This is a genomic window from Priestia flexa, assembly GCF_021441905.1.
Taxonomy (GTDB): Bacteria; Bacillota; Bacilli; order Bacillales; family Bacillaceae_H; genus Priestia; species Priestia flexa.
Genome location: NZ_CP090431.1, coordinates 1,032,135 through 1,054,223, shown reverse-complemented (window position 1 = coordinate 1,054,223; position 22,089 = coordinate 1,032,135). Strand labels below are relative to the sequence as shown.

The following is a 22,089-nucleotide window of genomic DNA, read 5'->3' as shown; positions in this document are numbered from 1 at the left end:
CGAACTTTTTTTGCTCATTTCTAGAAAAAATAACGTTAATGACTTGCAAAAAGGGACAAATTAAGTTTAGCATGTCTAATAGCGGGAATAAATTAATGTACTGAAAGAGCCAGAAACTAAGCAAGTTTTTACATTACATATGGTTATCTTCTTCATTTATTTCCAGTTAAGGATTTATGTTTAGAAAGGATGAATTTTTTATGTTGAATTTTTCAGAAGTCAATTGGGAACAACTTCTGACAGTTGCAGGGGTAGTTGCGTTAAAACTTATCCTCATCTTAATTGGTTTCTTAATCGTACGTTCCATTGGAACTCGTATTATTGATCGTTCTTTCAACCGTATGATGGAACGTGATAGCGTGTCAAAAGGTAGAGCACTTACGCTTAAAAGCTTAATGGTAAATGTATTTTCATACGTTCTTATCTTTATTGTTATTGTAATGTTACTTGAAACTGTTGGCGTGCAGGCAACAGCGCTTCTTGCCGGTGCTGGAGTCGTGGGATTAGCAATTGGTTTTGGCGCGCAAGGACTTGTGAGCGATATTGTTACAGGATTTTTCTTACTACTTGAGAAACAAATTGATGTGGACGATTATGTAACAACAGGGAGCTTTTCAGGCATTGTTGAATCTGTAGGACTTCGTACAACTCAAATTCGCGGATTTGACGGAACATTGCACTATGTGCCAAATCGTGAGATTACAAGCCTAAGCAACCACTCTCGTGGAAATATGCGTGCGCTTGTAGACATTGGCATCTCATATGATGACGATATTGATCGCGCAGTTTCTATTTTACAAGAAGTATGTGATCGTATTGCACAAGAAGATGAAAACATTGTAGATGGACCAAACGTTCTTGGTGTTCAGGGGCTAGGTGCATCAGACGTTGTACTACGAGTAGTTGGAAAAACGAAAAATGGCGAGCAATGGGGAGTAGAACGTAAGCTTCGTAAAGCGTTTAAAGAAGCATTTGACGCGCATGGAATTGAAATTCCTTTCCCACACCAAGTATACGTTGAAAAGCCGACTGGTGAATCACCACAGCCCGCTAAAGATAACGGATAACGAAAAAACCCTGGAAGTTTAGCTTCCGGGGTTTTCTTATGCAATGCCTTTCATTTCGAAATAGCGAGTAATAAGAGAAATGGCTACCTCAATTGCCTTCTCATCAGGCTGAAGCTTTGAATGATGAAGACCATAAGGAGAATTTACTCCAAGCCAAAACATAAAGCCAGGAATCTCTTTTAACATGTAACCAAAATCCTCTCCCGTCATCGCTTTTTGACACTCAATAACCTCAACTTCTTCTTGAGCTCTAGCAAATGTCATAAATTCCTTTGTCATATCATGATTGTTGTAAACTTGATGATACATACAACCATAATCAATGACTGTCTCACACTGATAACCTACTTCCACACCTTTTACAATAGCCTCAATCCGCTCTTTAACACGTGCCATTGACTCAGGAGATAGCGTACGAATGGTTCCTTCAATGCGAGCGCGCTCAGCAATAATATTTTGAACCGTTCCAGCAGTAATTTTGCCAACGGTAATAACAGCACTATCTAATGGATCAACGTTTCTAGCAACGATTGTTTGTAGCTGTGAAACCAATTGACAAGCGGCTACCACCATATCATTTGTGTTATGTGGGTATGCTGCATGTCCTCCTTTTCCTTTTAAATCAATAAACAGTTCAGATGTGTTCGCAAATAAAATGCCTTCTTTCACCGCAATTGATCCTACTGGATATTCAGGAGCAATGTGTAGCGCAACAATTTGATCAGGCTTCCACTCTTTCATAATCTCGCTTTCAAGCATTGGCTGAGCTCCCCCCGGCCCCTCTTCAGCGGGTTGAAAGATAAACAGCAAGTTATCATCAATTGGATGGTTTGCAAAGTGTGTTAGAATGCCTAAACCAATACTCATGTGAAAATCATGACCACAAGCATGCATTAAACCTTCATGAGTGGACGAAAACTCATACTCAGTTTCTTCCGTAATTGGGAGACCATCAATGTCAGCTCGATAGCCGATTGTTTTCGTTGGTTTTTTCCCTTTCACTTTCACAAAGATGCCGGTTTTCCACGTTTTAATTTCAAGGTGTTCTTGAGGAAGACTTTCAATATAGCGTAGTAAAAACGCTTGCGTTTTTACTTCTTGAAAGCCTAGCTCAGGTATTTTATGTAATTCTCTGCGCAAAGCAGCAAATTGAGAAATGTCCACGTACCAAAAATCCTCCTTATAGTTAAGAAAGCGTGGTTGCCCACGCTTTCTGTGTCTTTCGCTTATTAGTCGTTTAGTTGACGAAGCTCTTGTTTGATTTCAGTTTTTGATTTTGTTTTTTCGTCAATTTCTTTAATAACACGAGCTGGTGTACCTGCTACTACCGTATATGGTGGTACATCTTCAACTACGATTGCACCAGCGGCAACAACTGCACCTTTACCTACTGTTACACCTTCTAGAACAACTGCGTTTGCACCAATTACAACATCGTCTTCAACAACAACTGGTTTTGCAGAAGGTGGCTCAATTACGCCAGCTAATACTGAACCTGCACCGATGTGACAGTTTTTACCTACTGTTGCACGTCCACCCATTACAACGTTCATATCGATCATTGTACCTTCACCGATTACAGAACCGATGTTGATTGAAGCACCCATCATAATAACAGCATTGTCTCCAATTTCAACTTGATCACGAATGATTGCACCTGGCTCAATGCGCGCTTTGATATTTTTCATATCTAAAAGCGGAATTGCAGAGTTACGACGATCGTTTTCGATAACGTAATCTTCTACTTTTCCTTCGTTTGCTTCAATTACAGCTTGAATTTCTTTCCATTCACCGAATACAACACCTGTGTTGCCAGTTACGAATGTTTTAGAAGAAGCGCCGAAGTCGATTCCTTCTAAATCACCTTTTACATATACTTTTACAGGTGTTGATTTTGTGCTGTTTTGAATAAATGAAATAATTTCGTTTGCATCCATCATTTTCATATTATGTATTCCTCCTAAGTTAGCATTTGCTTCATTTTACTAATGTAACAAAATGAGTTCCACATGACAAGTTAGAAGTCACGTAATTTTCTCATTTTTTCACATAATGCGTAGATGTATTATGATAGCTCTTTTTCTTGCTGTTCTTTGATATACTCTTTGACAATTTCCATAAATGCACGCACTTGTTTCAGCTTAAACGCTGACTCATATCCTACTAACCAAGTATCTCTAGTAATCGGCTCTTTATTTTCTTTTAATAGTGGAATGCGATGTAAGTGCTGCGCATCTTTCACAGCAATTGACGGTAAAATGGCAAAACCCAGACCGTTTAAAGCCATTTGTTTACACGTCTCAATTTGGTCTACAACAATCGTTCGCTTTGGAGTTGTATGAAACTCCCTGTGCCACCAATCGAGTATTTCTTGATAATAGGTGGAATCACTTTTAAATTGAATAAACGGTCGATCATTATTTGGTACCTCAGAGGCATCTTCAATTTCAGTATCTACTAAATATAAAGGGTCCGTAAAGAGATGTTCCTTTACACCTTTCCATTCGGGATTTCCTCGAATAATTCCGATATGAACTTCATCTTCGTAAATATAGCGAAGCATTTCGCTGCTCCATCCCGTTACAAGGGAAATCTTTGCATGGGGGTATTTATCCATATACTTTTTTAAAACCGCTGGCAGCCAATGCTGGCCGATAATGGAGGCTACAGCGAGCTTTAACGTACCGTATACTTCGGTGTCTAAATGATGAAGATCTTCTTTTACTTGGTCTTCTTTTTCAACAACTTCCTTTGCAAACTGCACAATTTTTTCACCAGCTGGTGTTAAAGAAAGACCTTTTTGGGAACGGATAAAGATTTGAGTATCCCATGCCCGCTCAATTGTTTGCAGGCGCTGTGATAAAGCTGGCTGCGATACAAATAAGCGCTCAGCTGCTTTTCTCATATTTAATTCTTGGGCCAATACGACAAGCATGCGACATTCTACTAATTGCATTTTGCTATTCCTCTCAACACATTGTTTTACTTTTTCACCTTCTAATCATATAAAAAAATGCTTCAGAAAGATAGACAAAAGTTATTTATTGTCAAGATTCTTTTTAACTTTTTATATAAAATGAAGGACGTTTAGTATATCAGTTATTTTTGACATATAAAAAGCCTTGGATACACGTAAATGTGCACCCAAGGCTTTAATTCGAATCATCGACAATTTACAGATCTAAGCTGATTAATGGCTTCATTAATGAATTAATTCAAAAATCTCAATTGCAATCATGTCAATATTATCAAATTGATAAACGCTTGGCTTCTCGCCATCTTGATATACTTCAAGTTCAAACGTTTCAGTTTTCGCATGATATTTCACGCTACAAATTCGTTTTCCATCTACTTCGAAGAAGCGTTGTGGTGCTTCACTTCCACTTGCTTGCTCACGGAGATTCACAAGACGAGTTAAAATACCTTGTAATTGTGACATATAATCTCTCCTTTCAACGATTACATCATTACTTACCCTATTTAAGGCTTGTTTATTCATTCTCATTTCTTCAGCATGAATCCTCATGCATAAAAGACACCATTTCACTATATGCCACATACAGAAAAAACACAAGTACTTTACATGAATTTTCGTAAGAAATTGGCTTATTATGGCGCAGTTTGTCGTTTTTGATTATAATATCATATTATACAATAAGGAGTTTTAAGATGAAAAACGTAGAGTTATATACACAACCAGCTTGTCCACCGTGTGAAATTGTTAAACTGTTTTTAAAACACAATAATATTTCATATAAAGAATATGACGTTTCCAAAGATATAGCAGCTAGAAATCGTATGATTGACGTATTTCAATCGTATTCAACACCAACTGTTAAAGTCAATAATGATGTGGTAAAAGGTTTTGATTTACAAACACTAGAAAAACTTTTAGATCTTTCTTAAGTTAAACACTTTATGAGAAAAGGTTAGCTCGGCTTTTGATTACTATATGTAAATCCTGACACTTTCCATTTTCCTTCATGGCGAGTCAACGTCAGCATCTCATAATGCCCAACATAAGATACGGGGCCATCTTTTACAGCCGGAAAATATTCGAAGACGTAAGCTTTTTGCATAGATGGATGAACCGCTACCTTTGTCTGTTCATCATATGAAAAATACGGGATATAATGAAGAGCAAAATCAGAACCGTATACGGTATACCCCTGAGCTTCTTGAACCATATTGTCATCTAGAAATTTCTCTGCATAACTTTTTTCAAAATATGGAAGCAGTGTATTCATTGCTTTTTCCTTTGAATAATGCTCGTTCGTTAAACGAAGCTGTGCTTGAAATGCTTCATGTAGCGCAGTAAAGATTTCATTGCGCGTATCTCCGTCGACTTCAGCCTGGGCGGGCGTATACAAACACACTACACATAAAAATATGATTATGGATGCTACTACTTTTTTCATAAACGATCATCCCTTTCGTTTTAATTAGTAATAGCTTTCCTTCTTTTTAACCCCATATTCTTTCATTTTTAGAAATAAAAAAAAGCATGCCCCCAACTAAGAGTGGGCATGTTTTTTTATAATGCGTCTTTCTCATATAAAAAGGCGTATGAAATATCAATAAATAGATAATGACCGTTTTCAATTGGGTACGAAAAGGTTCGGATGTTCTCTCCTGTTTCAATATCGTTATATAAGTCCGATAAAATCCCACGTTGCTCATGAGTCATTCGGATGATATTTTCGAGAAAATACGGACGCCAGCTCCAGTTTTTGTGAAGGTAATCTGGCTCAGCAATCCATTCATGTTCTTTCTTTAAGAAGTTTGATGAGCGCTGAAACCCATTCTCGTCGCATATATATACTCGAAAGCATGCGATTGAAAGCTCACTCGCAATATACTGAAGCATCTCGTCATAGCCTTCCATCTTGCGACATTGACTCATTAACTGCTGCATTTTCACTTGGAAACTCTCCGTTAATTCATAGATAGCCTGTAATTTTTTCTTTTCATGAGCAATAAACATTTCAAATTGATTTTTCAATTTATCTTTTAACAAAAACGGGTCAACCAACTCAGCTGATGGTTTATGTAAATAGAAACCTTGAAAGTACCTCCCGCCGTTACGCCATGCATATTGCAGCTGGTAAGAAGCCTCAATGTCTTCATACAGCAGGGTAGCTCCCATTTTACGCGCTAGCAATGATAACGAGTACAAAACGTCTTGATAAGACTGCGTCATAGCGGTTTGTCGTAAAATATGCAAATCTACTTTTAAGATATCTGGTGAAAGCAAACCAATACGATCTAAGTTACTGCTTTCTTTACCGATATTATCAATTGCCACCTTAATGCCATACGTTTGATAATATTTCAACAAATGCTGAAGAGATTCAATATCACCATTAAAATTGTGCTCAGTAATTTCTAAAACAACTCGATTAAGTGATAACCCCTTTGTTTCAAAATACTGCAATAGTTCTAACAGTGATTCTCCATGGTCATTCATCAATAAATTGGGATTTTGATTAATAAAGATTAAAAACTCTTCTTTCTGCTCTAAAATGTGATTCAATGCTTTTGTTAAAACGGCATAATCCACTTCAATTCGATATTCATCCGGAATCGCATCATCGTGAAAAAAAGCTCCTAAACTTTCAATCTCGTCATCTTGTTTAATCCTTGCTAACACTTCATACCCAACAATCTTGTGTTCATCCGCACTAAAAATTGCTTGATAATATGGAAGGGTGTTCTCTATGTTTGTTAACACATCTAAAGGATCCATGACGTTCCCCCCTTATCATATAGATTCAATTCAATCCTCTTTCCAGACCTTTTGATCTACTTTCATTGGTTTACGTAAGCGCAATGAATATTCAAGCTTTTTTGTAGCATTCAATGTGCTCAATTACTATATATACATTTTTAGTAAGTATAATATGAAAATCCTGTTTTTGCTAGTCTTTGCAATGAAGTAACGCTTTCATAAAGTTCAAAAAAGCAGACATTCGGCTGTCTGCTTTTTTCCTTCATTTAAAAAGGATATTGGTTTAACCATTGGCCTCCATCCATTGTTATGCATTCACCATTAATATAAGAGGCTTCATCCGAAAATAAAAATGCAGCTAGTCCTGCAATTTCTTCTGGTGTACCAAATCGTCTAAGTGGTACCGAATTAAGTGTACGCGCTTTCATCTTTTCGGATTGAAATAATTTATCTGCTCCACCAGTACGCTCAATTGGTCCAGGAGCGATTGCATTCACTCGAATACCATATTTACTTGCCCATTCAACAGCTAATGTTCTTGTCATTGTTAACACGCCAGCTTTAGCTGAAGCTGAATGAATAACTCCAGCACCTGCATTCCAGGCATATGTAGCTACAATATTCGTAATGGCTCCTTTAATCTTGTGGTCAATCCAATACTTTCCTACTTCGGAGCTACAGTAAAATGTACCGTTTAACACAATATCAATAACACTTTTCCAACCGTTTACTGAAAGCTCTTCTGCAGGGCATATAAAATTCCCTGCGGCATTGTTAATAAGGTAGTCGATTCGCCCAAACTGCTTATCAGTTTCACTTACCATCCGCTTTACATCTTCAGGGTTTCGTACATCCATCTGCACAGGTAATACTTGATTTTCAAATGTTTCAATCTCCGCCTTCGTTTCTTCTAACCTCTCTAGAGACCTTCCAGTAATTACGACATACGCTCCGTCGCTAGCAAAACGCTTCGCCATATGTTTGCCCATCCCACTTGAACCACCTGTTACAATCACTACTTTCTCCTTCATTCTGTTATCCCCCTTTTATTAAAACTCTTACTCTTTTATTCTACCTTTTTTTATCTAAAAGAGAAATGAATAGTTATTCACTTTTCTCAAAAATAAGTTTTTTTACTAGTTATTTAGGTAAATAAGGGTTTTAAGTTTTATCCTTTTTTCAGAGGTGCTATAATTAAACTTTAGCCATTATAAGTAGAATGGCAATATGAAAGAGAATAGGTTGATTTTAAAATGAAAAAGACGTATACACGACGCTCTTTTTTAAAAGGTTTACTTTCTTTATCGTTAGGAACTGTATTAACGACTTCCTTTGGTTATACATATGCGAAGTATATTGAACCAAGGCGACTCCAGATAACGCGTAAAAACATCTTTTCAAACAATATTCCAACCGGCTTTCACAATCGGACAATTTTACAATTTAGTGATACTCACCTTGGGCTTTCTTATAATCTTCAGCAGCTAGAAGAGCTTGTTAGTAAGATTAACAGCCTCAAACCTGATGTCATTTTGTTTACAGGAGATTTAATGGATGCACCGAATGAATATGCTTATCCGCATCGAATTCCTCCTATTTTACACCGATTAAAGTCGCCTCTTGGAAAGTACGCAATTTATGGAAATCATGATCATGGAGGATATGGTACGACGCTTTATCAAGATGTAATTCAGGAATCAAACTTCCAACTTCTAGTCAATGACGTACGCACCATTACACTTGATAGCGGCGAATATATCCAGATTTGTGGGTTAGATGATGTGATGTTAGGAGATCCTCAATATGAACAAACACTTGGTCGATTAGAGCCTTCCACTTTTTCAATCGCTATGATTCATGAACCTGACGTAGCAGTTAAAGCTGCGGCATTTCCCGTTGATTTACAGCTATCAGGGCATAGTCACGGAGGACAAATTCAGCTTCCATTTTTCGGGCCGTTAATCACTCCTCCTTTTGGTACAGTTTATCCAGAAGGATTTTACGAGGTTGGAGAAAGCAAAATGCAGCTATATGTGAACCGTGGCATCGGCACAACGCGCATTCCTTTTAGATTTTTAGCTACACCTGAAATTACATTATTCACACTGAAGAAAACGTCTAGTTAGACGTTTTTTTGTGATTACACTAGAAACATATAGTAAGACAGACTCATAATGAAACCTACCACCATACACTACATAGACAACATTGAAGGAGGTTGAATTATGTATCATCAATATTATCCGTATGGCGTATATCGTACCGCTCCTAACGGTGAACAGCGCTTTTTTGCTTTTCCATTCGTAGCTGGCCTAGCTGGTGGCTTACTTGGAGGACTAGCAGTGGGCGGATTCGGTGGACGCCCGGGTTGTTGCCCTCCGTTCTACCCATATCCACCTACTCCATACTATGGAGGTCCACCTGTTTACAACACTTTCTATGGAGCTCCAGGCACACCAGGATTTGGCCCCATTCCTCGATAACAAGTGCAAAAGCCGATTTCTATCGGCTTTTTTGTTTACTCTTCATCCTCCATGACTTGATATGCTAGTTGCCTAAAAACTTTTTGGCTATCAACAGCTTCTTGTTGCCCCTGCGGCAGGTAATAGTAATTTCCGCTCGCATCCTGCTCTCTAGCTTTTATGTTATCTTCAAGCATAAGGTTTAACCATTTTAGCGTTCTGTTTTTTAACGATTTTTCGAGAATTGGAAATAGAATTTCAACGCGCTTTACCATATTTCTTGTCATCATATCAGCAGATGAGAAATACACCTTTTTTTCTCCATTGTGATGAAATGTATAGATGCGACTATGCTCTAAAAACCTCCCTATAATACTCCTCACTCGAATATGTTCGCTAATCCCTTCCACTTTGGGACGCAGACAACACGTACCGCGGACAATTAAATCAATGGACACACCAGCCTGCGAAGCTTCATATAACTTCATAATTAATGCCTTATCTGTCAGGGAATTCATCTTAGCAATAATTCGGCCATTGCCGTGTTTTTTATGACATGCTATTTCTTTATCAATTAACGCAAGGAAATCATCTCGAATATCAAACGGCGCAACTGATAAGTGGTGATAAGCTGGCTTTTGCGTATAGCCACTTAAGTAATTAAAGAAATTAGTTGCATCAATACCAAACTGGCGCTTTGATGTTAAGTAACTAATATCCGTATAGATTTTAGCCGTTGCGTCATTATAATTGCCTGTGCCAAGATGAACAAATCGCTCAATTCGATTGTGGCGCTTCCTGACAACAAGCGTAATTTTGCTATGCGTTTTTAAGTGTGTCATCCCATAGATAACGTGACAACCCGCTTTTTCTAATTTTTTTGCCCATTGAACGTTCTTCTCTTCATCAAACCGTGCTTTTAATTCAACCAATACGGTAACCTGTTTTCCATTTTCAGCAGCTCTTTGCAGCGCTTTTATGACGGGTGAATCTCCGCTTACACGATATAAAGTTTGTTTAATGGCTAATACATCAGGATCTTCTGCAGCATCGGCTACAAAGTCAACAACCGGCTCAAACGACTCGTAGGGATGATGAAACAACAAATCCTGCTCTAACAATTTTTCAAAGATATCTTCATCCGATGCTAAATCTTGCGGAGGCTGCGGGATAAACATTTCAACACCTAAATGCTCATGCGTCACTTTAATCTTGTCACAAAACGAAAACAGCATGGTTAAATCAAGAGGTGAGTCAACTACGTACACATCTTTCGTGTGGATATCCAACACTCTTTTTAAATAGGCTAGAACCTGTTCATCATAATAAGAGGCTTTTACTTCTAAACGCACAGCAGCGCCCCATTTTCGTTTTTTCAGCTCTTTCTCAATTTCTTTTAAAAGGTCTCGAGCTCCTTCTTCATGAATGGTCATATCCGCATTTCGCGTAATGCGAAACTGCGTCACAGATGTTACTTCATAACCGCTAAACAATTGCTGAATAAAGTGGGCAATCACTTCTTCTAATAAAACGAATGAGCGTTCCAATGAATCCGTTGGGAGTTCAATATACCGTTCTAAAACCGCAGGCACCTGCACAATGGCAAGTCTTCCTTTTATCCCCATAACTTGCTGCTCTTCGTTATCTTCTTTTAATACCACAGCTAAATTTAAACTTTTATTGAGAAGTATCGGAAACGGTCGGTATGCATCAACTGCCATTGGAGTTAAAACAGGAAACACTTGATCTATAAAATAAGATTTTAAAAACTCTTTCTGATGCGTCGTTAATTCCTTGATTGAAACAAAGTTGATTTGTTCTTGTTTTAACAATGGCAATAAAGTATGCATATAGGTTTCAGATTGAACTTTAATGAGCTCATGATTTTTAATCGCGATTGCTGAAAGCTGCTGTTTGGGGGTCAGTCCCGCTTTGTTCTCAGGCTTATTAAATCCTGCTTTTACTTGATCTTTTATTCCTGCTACTCTTACCATAAAAAATTCGTCTAAATTAGAGCTGAAAATCGCTAGAAATTTTAATCGTTCTAAAAGAGCATTCCGTTTATCAATCGCCTCTTCTAGTACGCGCTGATTAAATGCCAACCAGCTTAGCTCCCGGTTATTATAATAAGAAGGGTTTGTCAGTTCATTTTCTTTATCCAGTCTATATATTTTATCCACATCCACCATCTACATTTCCCCCTAAATGCTCTCCTTTTTTAATTAATATCTAATTATGAACTAATTATAAAGATAAGATGAACGACATGTATATTTTTTATTTCTTATTTTGTACAGGAATAGTATCACCTTTTAATTCGTAATGTATTTAAAATTCAACGCAATAGGTTTTTTCAACACTTTTTCTAAATGCTTTTTTTGTTTTTCAGCTTGGTATTCTTCCGCTTTATAATTACCATTACACACGAGCGTAAAAGTTAACATTGCATCCGTAATCTTGACTTCTATATGTGTTACCACATTTCGCTTAGTTGCATTTAAGCTTGTTGCCAATTTTAATAGAGCTCCTACTAATAAGAGTTTTCTCTGTTCTTCTTTTGAAATCCATTCACGAAACGGCTCAATATATTGTCTAAACGTAGATTTCCCTTTATAAGAAGCAACTAATGCTAACTTTAGGCGTTCTAAATGCGTTAACCCGTCAATTGTACGATTTGCTAATAAATAAAACGTATGCTGACTGCTGGATTCTGAATCAATATATTCTCCCAAATGAAACACTTGAGCCCCTTTTCTTAACAATTCGAGGTCATCATCTGTTAAGGTTGGTAAAGCATTCACTCGCAGGTGCTGAAACAGCATTGTAGCGGTACGCGTTACTTGTTGAACGTAAATTGGATTAATTTCAAAGTCATCGACAAGTTCTTGAAAACTACGTTCCACTACGTCGGGATACATTGTTCCCTGGCTTTGCTCATGTGCTTCTTTATATAGCACTCCTTCTCTAAGCCCTTTACGACTGAGAATAAATGAAGGCGCGTTTACGACCTCACACAGGGCTTGAAACACTTCAATAGCAGGCATAATGGTGTCTGCTCGATCTTTGGATAGCCCTTCTAATTTTTGAAGTTCAGCGTAGGAGTAGGGGGTAATAATTGTTTTCACTTGTGCAATGTCCCTAGGTGCCATTTTATATTGATGCACCCCAGCAAGCGGATACTGAATAAAACTTTGATGGAGCTGTACAAGATTTCTCGCACTTCCACCGATTGCTACAATTGGTACATAGCGTTTTTTAAGCCAAGATAGCGTTTGAAATTCACTTCGTACAAAATCACGGATTTTGCCTCTTTCTTCATTGGTCGGTACATGGTCTTTCACATACTGCAAACGTAAGGAGAGCGCACCAAAAGGAAAGCTATGATATTCAACAAGTTCTCTATTTCGAAAGTAAGTAAGTTCTGTGCTCCCTCCTCCTATGTCAATTGTTACAGCTTCTTCTATTGAAGTTGAATTCGTCACGGCAAAAAAACCATAAAAGGCCTCTTCATATTCCGATAAGATCTTCATTGAGAAGTCAGTGTTTTCTTTAACCAGTTGGACAATGTACTCTTTATTTTTAGCTTGTCTAACCGTAGCAGTCGCTACGCAGCTAACGTGTGTTAATTCGTGATGACGCGTAATAATTTGAAACGTTTGTAGCGTTTGAAGCAAAACATGAATGCCTTCTTCGTTTAACAAACTGTCATTATCTAAATAATTACGTAATCTGGCTACTACTTTGAGGTTTTCAATTTGCTTAAAGCCTTTCCGTTCTCTATTTTCATAAATCACTAGTCGCATTGTATTCGACCCAATGTCAATCATTCCGTGCTTCATTTTCATTTTTGTTCAACACCTTCTAATTTCGTATATATGAAACCTTTACTCTATTGCTCACTTTCTCCTCACGCTGTTCATATAGTAACAAATAATCCTATAGATTTATATAATAACGAAAAATTCTGTTAATTTTAAAAAGATTTATGATTAAGGAGGGAAAGTCATGCTCCATGTTGTGAAACAAGGTGAAACATTGTATCAAATTTCACTTGATTATCGAAGGCCTTTCAGTATGATTCTTGCAGCCAATCCAGGGTTAAACCCAAACATCATCGTACCAGGGCAAGTAATTCTTATTCCTGACCTACCAGATAAAACAACCATTCCATATTCCATTCATGTCTTTATCGCGGAGAGAGAGTTGGAGCTAAGAGAAAATAATGTTGTGAAAGCAACTTACCCAATTGCTGTTGGGCAGATGCTTAGCACAACACCTGTTGGAGACTTTGTCATTGTGAATAGAGAGCCAAATCCCGGTGGACCATTTGGTACAATGTGGCTAAGCCTTTCAAAACAATCCTATGGCATTCATGGAACAAATGACCCTAGTTCGATTGGAAAAGCCGTTTCAAAAGGCTGTATTCGAATGAAAAACGAACAAGTAAACGAACTTGCTTCCATTGTGCCAAATGGTACCGGTGTGTATATTCGTCCTTCTAGAAGAATGAATTAACCTTTTCCTGCTTGAAAACTTGGATATAGGGTCATTCCACCATCAGCATACAGCGTGATGCCCGTAACATATCTAGCTTCGTTCGATGCTAACCATGCCGCGACGCTTGCAATTTCTTCTGGTTCTCCAATCTTAGCCATTGGAATCAGCTTTTCCACATCGGCTTTGGTTGATGGATCTGAGAATTTTTCAGCATTGATTGGCGTATTAATCGCACCTGGACCAATTGAATTTACGCGAATTCCTCTTGGCGCATATTCTAATGCTAACGTTTCTGTCATCATTTTAATGCCGCCTTTACTTGATGCATAATGAACAAAATGTGGCCACGGGATAATATCGTGTACGCTTGACATGTTGATGACCGTACCTTTGATATTATGTTCAAGCATGTAATTAATTGCTTCTCTACACCCCATAAACGTCCCTGATAAGTTAACAGAAATGACTTTGTTCCATTCTTCAAGCGACATTTCATGAGAGGGAATTTCTTTTTGAACTCCAGCATTATTCATCATGACATCTAGCGATCCAAATGTCGTATGAGCTGATTCAATCAATCGCTTCACATCTTCTTCTTTTGATACATCAGCTTGTACAGCGATTGCCTCTCCACCATTTTGCTTAATTTCTTCCACTACTTTTTGAGCATCTTCACTTTTTGAACGATAGTTCACAACCACTTTCATTTTTTCTTGTCCAAATCTTATTGCAATTGATTTTCCAAGTCCAGTTGCCGCTCCTGTCACGATTGCTACTTTTCCTTCTAAATCTTTATACACAGTAATCGCTCCTTTTTTTTCTGGTTTCGTTTTTTATGAGAGTTTTATTTATTTTTTCGTAAATCCAAGCAGTACCCCACCTACGATGATTAGAATACAGCCGATGATGACAAACGTAATTTGTTTTTTCGATTTCTTTTCACCAAGTAGGAAAATACCACCTAACGTTGAGATAATAATTCCCATTTGTGAGAATGAAAAACTTGTTGCTACTCCGACACGAGGAGCTGCTACTAATAGACCAATATTACCTGTTGCCCAAACAAATCCTGTTAAGATGTTGCGTGTAGCATATTTGTTAAATGGCTTATGACGGAAAGTAAGAAGCAATGCACCTGATAGCATACCCAAAGACTGTGGTAAAATCGCAGACCAGCCTTCTACTCCAAACCATTGAACGACGATAAAATAACCTATGTAACCTAATGTTGAAATGAAAAGTGTAAACATCCCTTTACCAAATTGACTTTTCCCATCAGCTTCTTTGTTATTTTTATCATTTAATGACGTAAACACTACACCTACAATAATAAACGCAAGAGCAGCAATTCCAATTAGTAGCTTTGTTTGAGTTGACCATTCACCAAACAATAAGACACCAAATAACGATGTCCCGACTAGCTGCATACCTGTGGAAATAGGCTGTGTTTTTGATACACCTAAATATTCAACGGCTGAGAATTGGTTCATTTGACCAACTGACCAGAATAAACCTGAAACAAAACCTACAATAAAGATTTTCCATGTAAGTTCAGGTGAGACAATAAAAAATGCTACAATCGAGAATAAAAGCGCTCCTCCAGTTAAACCAATTGTTTGGCTATAAGCTTTGCCTCCGAGCTTCGAACTTACAAGTAAAATACTCCCCCACATGACAGCGGGAATTAATGCAATTAAAATATCCACTTCATTCAACACCTTCTTATGCTTTCAAACTTTTGTTGTATTATTTGTATAACCTCTCATTTTTAAACGAAACCTAAAAGAAAAATATTTTTGAATTTATCCAATCTCTGTGTAATTATTTTCAAATTGGACAAGACACGCTATAATAAAAGAACTAAGCCTTATGAAACAGCATTTGCTTCATGAAGCGACTAATGAAAGGGAGTGAATTTATTTATGCCTCATTCAACCAACCAAGAAACGTTCAATCCATCTACTGCTGAGATTGCACAAGCTATTTTCACGGTAAACAGGCACGCTAAAGCAGCCCCTGATCCGAAGCAGCTTTATACGTTAAAAAAGCTTGCGCTTGAGCAACTGATTTCAGAAGGAAAAGCAAAAAAAGAAGGACTTCATTTTTCACCTAACCCAGGTAAAAGTCAGCAAAAATCAGATGTGCTGGTATCCGTTGGAGATTACTTTTTCCATATGCCTCCTAAGAAAGAGGACTTCAAAGAACTAACACACCTCGGTCACTTAAACCATCAATATCGAAATCCCAAAACGACAATGTCACTATCTTATGCAAAACGATTATTATCCAAATATACTGGCTTTTTATTATCAGCACCTAACCCTGTTCAGCCTTCTAATGTTCGCAAACGGCAGGCGCCTGTTTTTAAGCCACTAGGTAAAAGCTATTGGTAAGTAAATAAAAAAGTGCCTCAAAGAAACAATTGAGGCACTTTTTTCATTAACTTGATATTGCTCACAACTACTTTATAAAATAAATTCATCAATCATTTGCACTAGTTCACCAATTTGCGGTTTACTTACTTGTGCTTGTGCACCAACCATTTTTCCTTTATGACGTAAATCTTCTGTGATTAGAGATGAAAAAATAATAACAGGGAGTGCAGATAAACGATCATCTTCTTTTATTTTCTTGGTAAGATGATGTCCATCCATTTGTGGCATTTCAATATCTGTAATAACTAGTTGTACCTCATCTTCAATGGCATGACCTGACTCTACGAGTGATTGTAGATAAAGTAACGCATCATACCCGTTTTCAAAAAACTCTGTATTGGCATAGCCTGCTGTTTCCAATGTATCTGAAATCATTTTGCGTAATAACGGTGAGTCTTCAGCAACTACTAATCGCTTGCTTGATCGCTGGCGCTGACCTAATCGCTTAATTTTAGACTGATCAATTCCAGCTTCAGGATTAACGTCGGTGACAAGTTTTTCAAAGTCCAGTAATAAAATCATATCGCTTTCATCTTTTACTACACCCGTGATTTGAGTTTCTAGCCCTTGGTATAAATCTGAAGGCTTTTCAATTTCCATCCACGATATGCGATGAATTTGCGTGACTTGATGAACGTGAAAAACAATTTTTTGTTGATTAAATTCTGTGACAATAAATTTATCCTTAGCAGGTTGATTCGATGCTGGGCGCTTTAGTGCCTTCGCAACGTCAACAACAGGCAGAACTTCTCCTCTCAGCTCAATGATTCCTTCTATGTAAGAATGGGAATTAGGAACCGGTGTAATGGTTACTGGGTTAATGATTTCTCGAACTTTAATAACATTGATTCCAAAACGAATAGTATCGACTGAGAATTCAACAATTTCTAGCTCATTTGTTCCGCTTTCTAATAGGATTCCTTTATCGTGCTGCATAAATTTTCGCCCTTCCATAGTAAAGTGTACTTATGTAGTGGTCGTCCTTTATTATAGTAATGAAACTTTATAGTCGTAAAGTAAAACCACCTAAAAAAATAAATGTTTTTAACATAAAACGTTTTCATCTCTGTATTAGTAATTATCGGCTGAAAGTGCGAGAGGTTTAATAACAAATTCTTATCTTCTAGGATATAACTCGTTCACAAAATGTTAACGAAAATCTTTGTAATACCTGTGGACGATTGAATTGAAACCCTTTATACTACACATGATAAACCACAATTACTTAAAGAAGGTGTATGTTTAATGAAAGGTTCCGTCATTCTTTTTAATGATGAAAATGAAATGACTATTATTGAAGATGTAGAAGAAGAGATTTACGAGAATATTAAAGAGCAAGCTGGCACAGATCACTGTATCGTGACATTAGACGACCAAACGGTGGACTTCGGTCATGTATCTCCTGTGTACTGGCGCGAAGGAAACATACACACTGACTGATTCTAACTATAAACATAATGCATAATTGCTTTGAAAGGCTTAGCAACTTTTGTTGTTAAGCCTTTTTTGTGTGTAACTATGAGGGGGCTAACACTAGCTTCTGTTCTTCGATTGGCGTGATTTCCACTACCCTTACGAAGCTGTTACATACATAATAATTTTAAGTAGACTACCTCTCACTGTATTTCAACTAAATACATACATTTAAATAAAACTCCCCCTCTCGTTTAGCAATAAAATCATAAAAACACAGTGTCTATTTATGATTTTTAGAAAACGGAGGGTTACATGCGCCATAAGAGGGTATAGATTAGTAAGTATAATTAAAGGGGTTGTTGAGTGATGAACGATTATCGAAAAAATAAAAATTTCGCCACATCTACTTCATTTAGACCTGTCCAACCATACTATTCAAAAGAAGCAAGTCTATTGTTGAAAAAGTTATCAACGGATTTTAACAAAAAGCATGTAAGAGAATTAATTGACGAAGCGCTTGATAACAGAGATGAAGAACTTTTTTACAAATTAATAGCTCGCTATTCTCACCTTTTATAAAGTGAATGATTAAAACCACTATCTTCTCAATCTGCATTGAGAAGATAGTGGTTTTTTACATGTATACATTATGATAAAATGAGTGAAACACTGTGGAAGGATGGAACGACTAGTATGGAACATTTAATTAACAAACGAGTAAAAGGCATTGAACTGTCGGGTATTCGCAAATTTTATAATATGGTAGCTCAGTATGATAACGTATTGTCATTAACAATTGGACAACCTGATTTTCTAACGCCGCCTCATGTGAAAGAAGCTGCTAAAACGGCTATTGATGAAAACGCTACGTCTTACACACATAATGCAGGAACAATTGAGCTAAGAAAAGCAGCCGCTGAGTTTGTACATACAAAGTATCAATTATCCTACGATCCATCATCTGAGATCATTGTTACGATTGGAGCGAGTCAAGCCATTGATATTGCGATGCGAACAATTTTAGAAGAAGGCTCAGAGGTACTTTTACCAGGTCCAGTCTATCCTGGATACGAACCGCTCATTAAATTAAACGGTGCTATTCCTGTACATATTGATACAACACAAACTGGATTTCGTTTAACTGCTGATTTAATTGAGCAGCACCTAACGGATAAAACAAGATGTGTTATCTTACCTTACCCTTCAAATCCAACCGGCGTAACGCTGTCCAAAGAAGAGCTTCAAGAGATTGCTGACTTGTTAAAGGATAAAGAGGTTTTTGTCTTATCTGACGAAATTTATAGTGAACTTGTATTTGAAGGTAACCATCATTCGATTGCAGCCATTCCTTCAATGCGTGATAAAACCATTGTGGTAAACGGCGTATCTAAGTCTCATTCGATGACAGGTTGGCGCATCGGGTTATTATTTGCGCCAGCATACTTAACAAAGCATATTTTAAAAGTGCATCAATACAACGTCAGCTGCGCATCATCCATTTCGCAAGCTGCGGCTCTTAACGCTTTAACAGCAGGTAAAAATGATGCCGTAGACATGAAAAAAGAATACGAAAGACGATTGAATTATGTTTACGAGCGTCTTGTTAAGATGGGCTTTGATGTGGAAAAGCCTAACGGTGCTTTTTATATTTTCCCATCGATTCAATCACTTAACATGTCGTCGTTTGACTTTGCACTTGAGTTAGTAAAAGAAGCAGGCGTAGCTCTTGTTCCCGGTAGTGCATTTTCAGACCTAGGTGAAGGCTATGTTAGACTTTCTTATGCTTATGCAATAGAGACGTTGGTTGAAGCAATGGACCGTATGGAATCCTATTTGCAAACAAAAAAAGGCTAAAAATGACTTAACGAGCTTTGTTTAGCTATGATCTCTATACGTATCCTATCTAACCTACTACTAATGATATACATTAATAAAAAAGCGTGAGTTCTCATGGAAACTCACGCTTTTTTATTAATGTACTTTTTTACAACCTTAACTAGAACTTTATTCTTTTTTATATAGCTTATATAAAGCCTGAGTTCCGCTATCTTGTTCTCCTTCTGCAGCTAACTGTTCATATAGATGATTCGCAAGAGCTAACCCTGGTGTTTCCATTCCTAGCTCTTTTGCTTCCTTTAAAGCAATCTGCATGTCTTTTATAAAATGCTTAATATAAAAGCCAGGTTCGAAATCTTCTTTTATCATACGCGGAGCTAAATTGCTCAGCGACCAACTTCCCGCCGCTCCTGCAGAAATTGAGCTTAATACCTTCTCCGGATCAAGGCCTGCTTTCTCAGCATAAACAAGTGCTTCAGCAACGCCCATCATATTGGAAGCAATGGTAATTTGGTTACACATTTTTGTGTGTTGACCAGCTCCTGCATCACCTTGTAAAATAACGTTTGTTCCTAAGAGCGAAAAGACATCTTTACACGCTTCAAATGCTTTCTTGTCTCCTCCGACCATAATTGTTAATGTTCCATTTTTAGCCCCAACATCTCCACCTGATACGGGAGCATCTAACGCATGAATCCTTAACTCTTTCGCTTGTTGGTATATTTCAACAGCTAAGCTTGGCTCCGAAGTGGTCATGTCAATAACATATGAACGAGCCTTCGCATTATGTAAAATTCCCTCTTTCCCAAAATAAATTTCTCTCACATCAGCTGGATAACCTACCATGGTAATAATGATGTCAGAGTCGCTTGCTACGGTCGCTGGACTATCGTTCCACATAGCTCCTTTAGCAATAACCTCTTTTGCTTTTTCTTTTGTACGCGTATATACATTCACAGAATAACCTGCCTTTAGTAAATGCATAATCATGCTGCTTCCCATAACACCGCTACCGATAAATCCAATTTTCATAAAGTCTCCTCTTTTCTTTTCAAGCTCAATGTTTGTGATGACAACCCCTTAGGCATACTAAAGCATATATCTTGACGTTCATCCTATAAACAGGATAGAATGTGCATCGATTCCATCATTTTCACATTTATTTATTGGAGGTTTTTTAGTATGTCTAAAAATTTTTTTGATGTTGTAAGCGAGCGTACATCAATTCGCCACTATGACACATCTGTAAAATTAAGTAAAGAAGAATTAACTGAGCTACTAGACGCAACAGTGAAATCACCTTCTGCATGGAACTTACAGCACTGGCACTTCGTTGTCATTACAGACGAAGCTGCAAAAGAACGCTTGCTTCCAATTGCATACAATCAAAAACAGATTGTTGAAGCAGGTGCAGTCATCGCAATCTTAGGTGACTTAGAAGCAAACAAAAACACAGATGCTGTATATAACCCATTAGTTGACGCTGGTCACATGACTGCGGAAGTAAAAGACATTTTAGCTGGTCAAATTAACGGTGCTTATAAAAATGCAACGTTTGCACGTGATGCAGCATTTACAAACGCTTCTTTAGCTGCCATGACGTTCATGCTAGCTGCGAAAGCAAAAGGATATGATACATGCTCAATGGGTGGCTTTAACGCTCAAAAATTTGTTGAAGAATTTAAAATTGAAGATCGCTACATCCCAGTAATGTTAATCTCTGTTGGAAAAGCTGCAAAACCTGCTCATGCTAGTGATCGTTTACCATTAGACCAAGTAACAACATGGATCTAATAATAGAAAACACGCAAACACATCGTTTGCGTGTTTTCTATTAAATGGACTTCACTAAGCCTCCATCTACTAAAAAGGACTGCCCCGTCATATACGAATTTGCTCCTGAAGCAACAAACGTGACGACTTTAGCAAACTCCTCAGGATTCCCATAGCGTCCGAGAGCAATCTGACTTGCCATTTCTGTTTGTACTTCTTCTTTCGTTATCCCTAACTTATTAGCCCGAATTGAATCTAATTCTCCTACTCGATCCGTTGCAATTCTTCCTGGAGCAACGGTATTAATTAAAATACCATAAGCTGCTAACTCTTCAGCAAGCGTTTTAGTTAAGCCAACAATTCCTGTTCGAAACGTATTTGACAGAACAAGACCAGGTATTGGCTCTTTAATAGAAGACGAGGCAATATTAATTATTTTGCCACCGCTTTTCTTCATAATCGGAACGACAGTCCGAGTCATTCGAATACAGCTCATTAAGTTATTTTCAAACGCCGTATACCAGTCTTCATCAGTCATCTCTAGAAAGTTACCTGCCTTTGGTCCTCCCGCGTTGTTTACTAAAATGTCGATTGTGCCAAACTCTTCTTCCGTAAACCGAACGGCTTGTTCAATATCTTGTAGGCTTGCTACATCAGCTTTGATATAACGTACATTATGTAATTCTATTTTGTTCAATTCGCTTACTACTCTTTGAAGCTTGTCTTCAGAACGACTGGCTATTACAACATTCGCTCCTTCTTTAGCAAACTGTGTTGCAATTGCTTTGCCAAGCCCTTGACTCGCTGCAAAAACTAAGGCTGTTTTCTCCTTTAAATTCAACTCCACTTTGACACCGCCTATCGTCTATTAACTA

At 37.6% G+C, this 22,089-nt stretch carries 24 protein-coding genes; 10 read left to right on the top strand and 14 right to left on the bottom strand.

The features are described 5' to 3' along the window. Positions 1 to 200: 200 nt before the first annotated feature. Positions 201 to 1,067 (top strand): mechanosensitive ion channel family protein, encoded by an 867-nt coding sequence (locus LZP85_RS05320; RefSeq protein ID WP_025909142.1) that lies wholly within the window; start codon positions 201 to 203, stop codon positions 1,065 to 1,067. A gap of 36 nt (positions 1,068 to 1,103) precedes the next feature. Here LZP85_RS05320 and LZP85_RS05315 read toward each other — a convergent pair whose 3' ends face one another. The 4 genes from LZP85_RS05315 to LZP85_RS05300 all read right to left on the bottom strand — a co-directional run bounded on the left by LZP85_RS05315 (position 1,104) and on the right by LZP85_RS05300 (position 4,506). Next, positions 1,104 to 2,231 carry an N-acetyldiaminopimelate deacetylase gene (locus LZP85_RS05315; RefSeq protein WP_061784976.1) on the bottom strand — a complete coding sequence of 376 codons (1,128 nt, stop codon included), beginning with the start codon at positions 2,229 to 2,231 and terminating at the stop codon, positions 1,104 to 1,106. A 65-nt stretch (positions 2,232 to 2,296) separates the two neighbouring features. Further along, a complete protein-coding gene (gene dapD / locus LZP85_RS05310; protein WP_025909144.1) occupies positions 2,297 to 3,013 on the bottom strand; it encodes a 2,3,4,5-tetrahydropyridine-2,6-dicarboxylate N-acetyltransferase in 717 nt (238 codons plus the stop codon). A gap of 119 nt (positions 3,014 to 3,132) precedes the next feature. After that, positions 3,133 to 4,023, bottom strand: a complete 891-nt coding sequence (locus tag LZP85_RS05305) for a transcriptional regulator CcpC (protein WP_025909145.1) — start codon at positions 4,021 to 4,023, stop codon at positions 3,133 to 3,135. Positions 4,024 to 4,269: 246 nt separating this feature from the next. Further along, a complete protein-coding gene (locus tag LZP85_RS05300; protein WP_025909146.1) occupies positions 4,270 to 4,506 on the bottom strand; it encodes a YkuJ family protein in 237 nt (78 codons plus the stop codon). A 230-nt stretch (positions 4,507 to 4,736) separates the two neighbouring features. On the opposite strand from LZP85_RS05300, the gene LZP85_RS05295 reads away from it, so the two are divergent. Then, a complete protein-coding gene (locus tag LZP85_RS05295; RefSeq protein WP_025909147.1) occupies positions 4,737 to 4,973 on the top strand; it encodes a glutaredoxin domain-containing protein in 237 nt (78 codons plus the stop codon). Positions 4,974 to 4,996: 23 nt separating this feature from the next. On the opposite strand, the gene LZP85_RS05290 is transcribed toward LZP85_RS05295, so the two are convergent. The 3 genes from LZP85_RS05290 to fadH all read right to left on the bottom strand — a co-directional run bounded on the left by LZP85_RS05290 (position 4,997) and on the right by fadH (position 7,826). Beyond that, entirely contained in the window at positions 4,997 to 5,485 is a 489-nt protein-coding gene (locus LZP85_RS05290; protein WP_025909148.1) for a DUF3993 domain-containing protein, read from the bottom strand. Positions 5,486 to 5,601: 116 nt separating this feature from the next. Beyond that, a complete protein-coding gene (locus tag LZP85_RS05285) occupies positions 5,602 to 6,813 on the bottom strand; it encodes an EAL domain-containing protein (protein WP_119542975.1) in 1,212 nt (403 codons plus the stop codon). Between the two features lie 248 nt (positions 6,814 to 7,061). Further along, positions 7,062 to 7,826 carry a 2,4-dienoyl-CoA reductase gene (gene fadH / locus LZP85_RS05280; protein WP_025909150.1) on the bottom strand — a complete coding sequence of 255 codons (765 nt, stop codon included), beginning with the start codon at positions 7,824 to 7,826 and terminating at the stop codon, positions 7,062 to 7,064. Between the two features lie 222 nt (positions 7,827 to 8,048). On the opposite strand from fadH, the gene LZP85_RS05275 reads away from it, so the two are divergent. Then, positions 8,049 to 8,921, top strand: coding sequence for a metallophosphoesterase (locus tag LZP85_RS05275; protein WP_206782750.1), 873 nt, complete (start codon positions 8,049 to 8,051; stop codon positions 8,919 to 8,921). Positions 8,922 to 9,020: 99 nt separating this feature from the next. Continuing rightward, positions 9,021 to 9,278, top strand: a complete 258-nt coding sequence (locus tag LZP85_RS05270; RefSeq protein WP_119542973.1) for a hypothetical protein — start codon at positions 9,021 to 9,023, stop codon at positions 9,276 to 9,278. A 35-nt stretch (positions 9,279 to 9,313) separates the two neighbouring features. On the opposite strand, the gene LZP85_RS05265 is transcribed toward LZP85_RS05270, so the two are convergent. Both LZP85_RS05265 and LZP85_RS05260 read right to left on the bottom strand, forming a co-directional pair. After that, positions 9,314 to 11,446 carry an RNA degradosome polyphosphate kinase gene (locus tag LZP85_RS05265; protein WP_234562071.1) on the bottom strand — a complete coding sequence of 711 codons (2,133 nt, stop codon included), beginning with the start codon at positions 11,444 to 11,446 and terminating at the stop codon, positions 9,314 to 9,316. Positions 11,447 to 11,569: 123 nt separating this feature from the next. Next, on the bottom strand, positions 11,570 to 13,102 hold the full coding sequence (locus LZP85_RS05260; protein ID WP_138117193.1) for a Ppx/GppA family phosphatase: 1,533 nt from the start codon (positions 13,100 to 13,102) through the stop codon (positions 11,570 to 11,572). A 160-nt stretch (positions 13,103 to 13,262) separates the two neighbouring features. Between LZP85_RS05260 and LZP85_RS05255 the strand changes: the two genes are divergently transcribed. Continuing rightward, positions 13,263 to 13,772, top strand: a complete 510-nt coding sequence (locus tag LZP85_RS05255; protein WP_025909205.1) for a L,D-transpeptidase family protein — start codon at positions 13,263 to 13,265, stop codon at positions 13,770 to 13,772. Here LZP85_RS05255 and LZP85_RS05250 read toward each other — a convergent pair. Then, positions 13,769 to 14,554 carry a glucose-1-dehydrogenase gene (locus tag LZP85_RS05250; RefSeq protein WP_025909204.1) on the bottom strand — a complete coding sequence of 262 codons (786 nt, stop codon included), beginning with the start codon at positions 14,552 to 14,554 and terminating at the stop codon, positions 13,769 to 13,771. The genes LZP85_RS05255 and LZP85_RS05250 overlap by 4 nt on opposite strands. Before the next feature lie 48 nt (positions 14,555 to 14,602). After that, on the bottom strand, positions 14,603 to 15,460 hold the full coding sequence (locus LZP85_RS05245) for a GRP family sugar transporter (RefSeq protein ID WP_025909203.1): 858 nt from the start codon (positions 15,458 to 15,460) through the stop codon (positions 14,603 to 14,605). 216 nt (positions 15,461 to 15,676) lie between these two features. On the opposite strand from LZP85_RS05245, the gene LZP85_RS05240 reads away from it, so the two are divergent. After that, positions 15,677 to 16,147 (top strand): YkyB family protein, encoded by a 471-nt coding sequence (locus tag LZP85_RS05240; protein WP_025909202.1) that lies wholly within the window; start codon positions 15,677 to 15,679, stop codon positions 16,145 to 16,147. 72 nt (positions 16,148 to 16,219) lie between these two features. Here the strand turns inward: LZP85_RS05240 and LZP85_RS05235 are convergent, their stop codons facing one another. After that, complete coding sequence (locus LZP85_RS05235) at positions 16,220 to 17,125, bottom strand: chemotaxis protein (protein ID WP_025909201.1); 906 nt, start codon at positions 17,123 to 17,125, stop codon at positions 16,220 to 16,222. A 309-nt stretch (positions 17,126 to 17,434) separates the two neighbouring features. Between LZP85_RS05235 and LZP85_RS05230 the strand changes: the two genes are divergently transcribed. The 3 genes from LZP85_RS05230 (at position 17,435) to LZP85_RS05220 (ending at position 19,459) form a co-directional block, all read left to right on the top strand. Then, a complete protein-coding gene (locus LZP85_RS05230) occupies positions 17,435 to 17,629 on the top strand; it encodes a hypothetical protein (RefSeq protein ID WP_061784983.1) in 195 nt (64 codons plus the stop codon). A gap of 342 nt (positions 17,630 to 17,971) precedes the next feature. Beyond that, the gene (locus LZP85_RS05225; RefSeq protein ID WP_025909199.1) at positions 17,972 to 18,184 is read left to right on the top strand and encodes an IDEAL domain-containing protein; all 213 of its coding nucleotides are present in this window, start codon (positions 17,972 to 17,974) and stop codon (positions 18,182 to 18,184) included. Positions 18,185 to 18,298: 114 nt separating this feature from the next. Next, positions 18,299 to 19,459 carry an aminotransferase A gene (locus tag LZP85_RS05220; protein WP_119542970.1) on the top strand — a complete coding sequence of 387 codons (1,161 nt, stop codon included), beginning with the start codon at positions 18,299 to 18,301 and terminating at the stop codon, positions 19,457 to 19,459. Positions 19,460 to 19,609: 150 nt separating this feature from the next. Here LZP85_RS05220 and LZP85_RS05215 read toward each other — a convergent pair whose 3' ends face one another. After that, positions 19,610 to 20,473 (bottom strand): NAD(P)-dependent oxidoreductase, encoded by an 864-nt coding sequence (locus LZP85_RS05215; protein WP_119542969.1) that lies wholly within the window; start codon positions 20,471 to 20,473, stop codon positions 19,610 to 19,612. A gap of 150 nt (positions 20,474 to 20,623) precedes the next feature. Here LZP85_RS05215 and LZP85_RS05210 point away from each other — a divergent pair, with 150 nt between their 5' ends. After that, positions 20,624 to 21,235 carry a nitroreductase family protein gene (locus LZP85_RS05210; protein WP_119542968.1) on the top strand — a complete coding sequence of 204 codons (612 nt, stop codon included), beginning with the start codon at positions 20,624 to 20,626 and terminating at the stop codon, positions 21,233 to 21,235. A 40-nt stretch (positions 21,236 to 21,275) separates the two neighbouring features. On the opposite strand, the gene LZP85_RS05205 is transcribed toward LZP85_RS05210, so the two are convergent. After that, complete coding sequence (locus tag LZP85_RS05205; protein ID WP_035320403.1) at positions 21,276 to 22,061, bottom strand: SDR family oxidoreductase; 786 nt, start codon at positions 22,059 to 22,061, stop codon at positions 21,276 to 21,278. Positions 22,062 to 22,089: the final 28 nt, after the last annotated feature.

Excerpts from the sequence above, each read along its gene's own strand:
- LZP85_RS05320 (WP_025909142.1), top strand. The coding sequence starts at position 201 with ATGTTGAATTTTTCAGAAGTCAATTGGGAACAACTTCTGACAGTTGCA.
- dapD (WP_025909144.1), bottom strand. The coding sequence starts at position 3,013 with ATGAAAATGATGGATGCAAACGAAATTATTTCATTTATTCAAAACAGC.
- LZP85_RS05305 (WP_025909145.1), bottom strand. The coding sequence starts at position 4,023 with ATGCAATTAGTAGAATGTCGCATGCTTGTCGTATTGGCCCAAGAATTA.
- LZP85_RS05300 (WP_025909146.1), bottom strand. The coding sequence starts at position 4,506 with ATGTCACAATTACAAGGTATTTTAACTCGTCTTGTGAATCTCCGTGAG.
- LZP85_RS05295 (WP_025909147.1), top strand. The coding sequence starts at position 4,737 with ATGAAAAACGTAGAGTTATATACACAACCAGCTTGTCCACCGTGTGAA.
- LZP85_RS05290 (WP_025909148.1), bottom strand. The coding sequence starts at position 5,485 with ATGAAAAAAGTAGTAGCATCCATAATCATATTTTTATGTGTAGTGTGT.
- LZP85_RS05285 (WP_119542975.1), bottom strand. The coding sequence starts at position 6,813 with ATGGATCCTTTAGATGTGTTAACAAACATAGAGAACACCCTTCCATAT.
- fadH (WP_025909150.1), bottom strand. The coding sequence starts at position 7,826 with ATGAAGGAGAAAGTAGTGATTGTAACAGGTGGTTCAAGTGGGATGGGC.
- LZP85_RS05275 (WP_206782750.1), top strand. The coding sequence starts at position 8,049 with ATGAAAAAGACGTATACACGACGCTCTTTTTTAAAAGGTTTACTTTCT.
- LZP85_RS05270 (WP_119542973.1), top strand. The coding sequence starts at position 9,021 with ATGTATCATCAATATTATCCGTATGGCGTATATCGTACCGCTCCTAAC.
- LZP85_RS05265 (WP_234562071.1), bottom strand. The coding sequence starts at position 11,446 with ATGGTGGATGTGGATAAAATATATAGACTGGATAAAGAAAATGAACTG.
- LZP85_RS05260 (WP_138117193.1), bottom strand. The coding sequence starts at position 13,102 with ATGAAAATGAAGCACGGAATGATTGACATTGGGTCGAATACAATGCGA.
- LZP85_RS05255 (WP_025909205.1), top strand. The coding sequence starts at position 13,263 with ATGCTCCATGTTGTGAAACAAGGTGAAACATTGTATCAAATTTCACTT.
- LZP85_RS05240 (WP_025909202.1), top strand. The coding sequence starts at position 15,677 with ATGCCTCATTCAACCAACCAAGAAACGTTCAATCCATCTACTGCTGAG.
- LZP85_RS05235 (WP_025909201.1), bottom strand. The coding sequence starts at position 17,125 with ATGCAGCACGATAAAGGAATCCTATTAGAAAGCGGAACAAATGAGCTA.
- LZP85_RS05230 (WP_061784983.1), top strand. The coding sequence starts at position 17,435 with ATGAAAGGTTCCGTCATTCTTTTTAATGATGAAAATGAAATGACTATT.
- LZP85_RS05225 (WP_025909199.1), top strand. The coding sequence starts at position 17,972 with ATGAACGATTATCGAAAAAATAAAAATTTCGCCACATCTACTTCATTT.
- LZP85_RS05220 (WP_119542970.1), top strand. The coding sequence starts at position 18,299 with ATGGAACATTTAATTAACAAACGAGTAAAAGGCATTGAACTGTCGGGT.
- LZP85_RS05215 (WP_119542969.1), bottom strand. The coding sequence starts at position 20,473 with ATGAAAATTGGATTTATCGGTAGCGGTGTTATGGGAAGCAGCATGATT.
- LZP85_RS05210 (WP_119542968.1), top strand. The coding sequence starts at position 20,624 with ATGTCTAAAAATTTTTTTGATGTTGTAAGCGAGCGTACATCAATTCGC.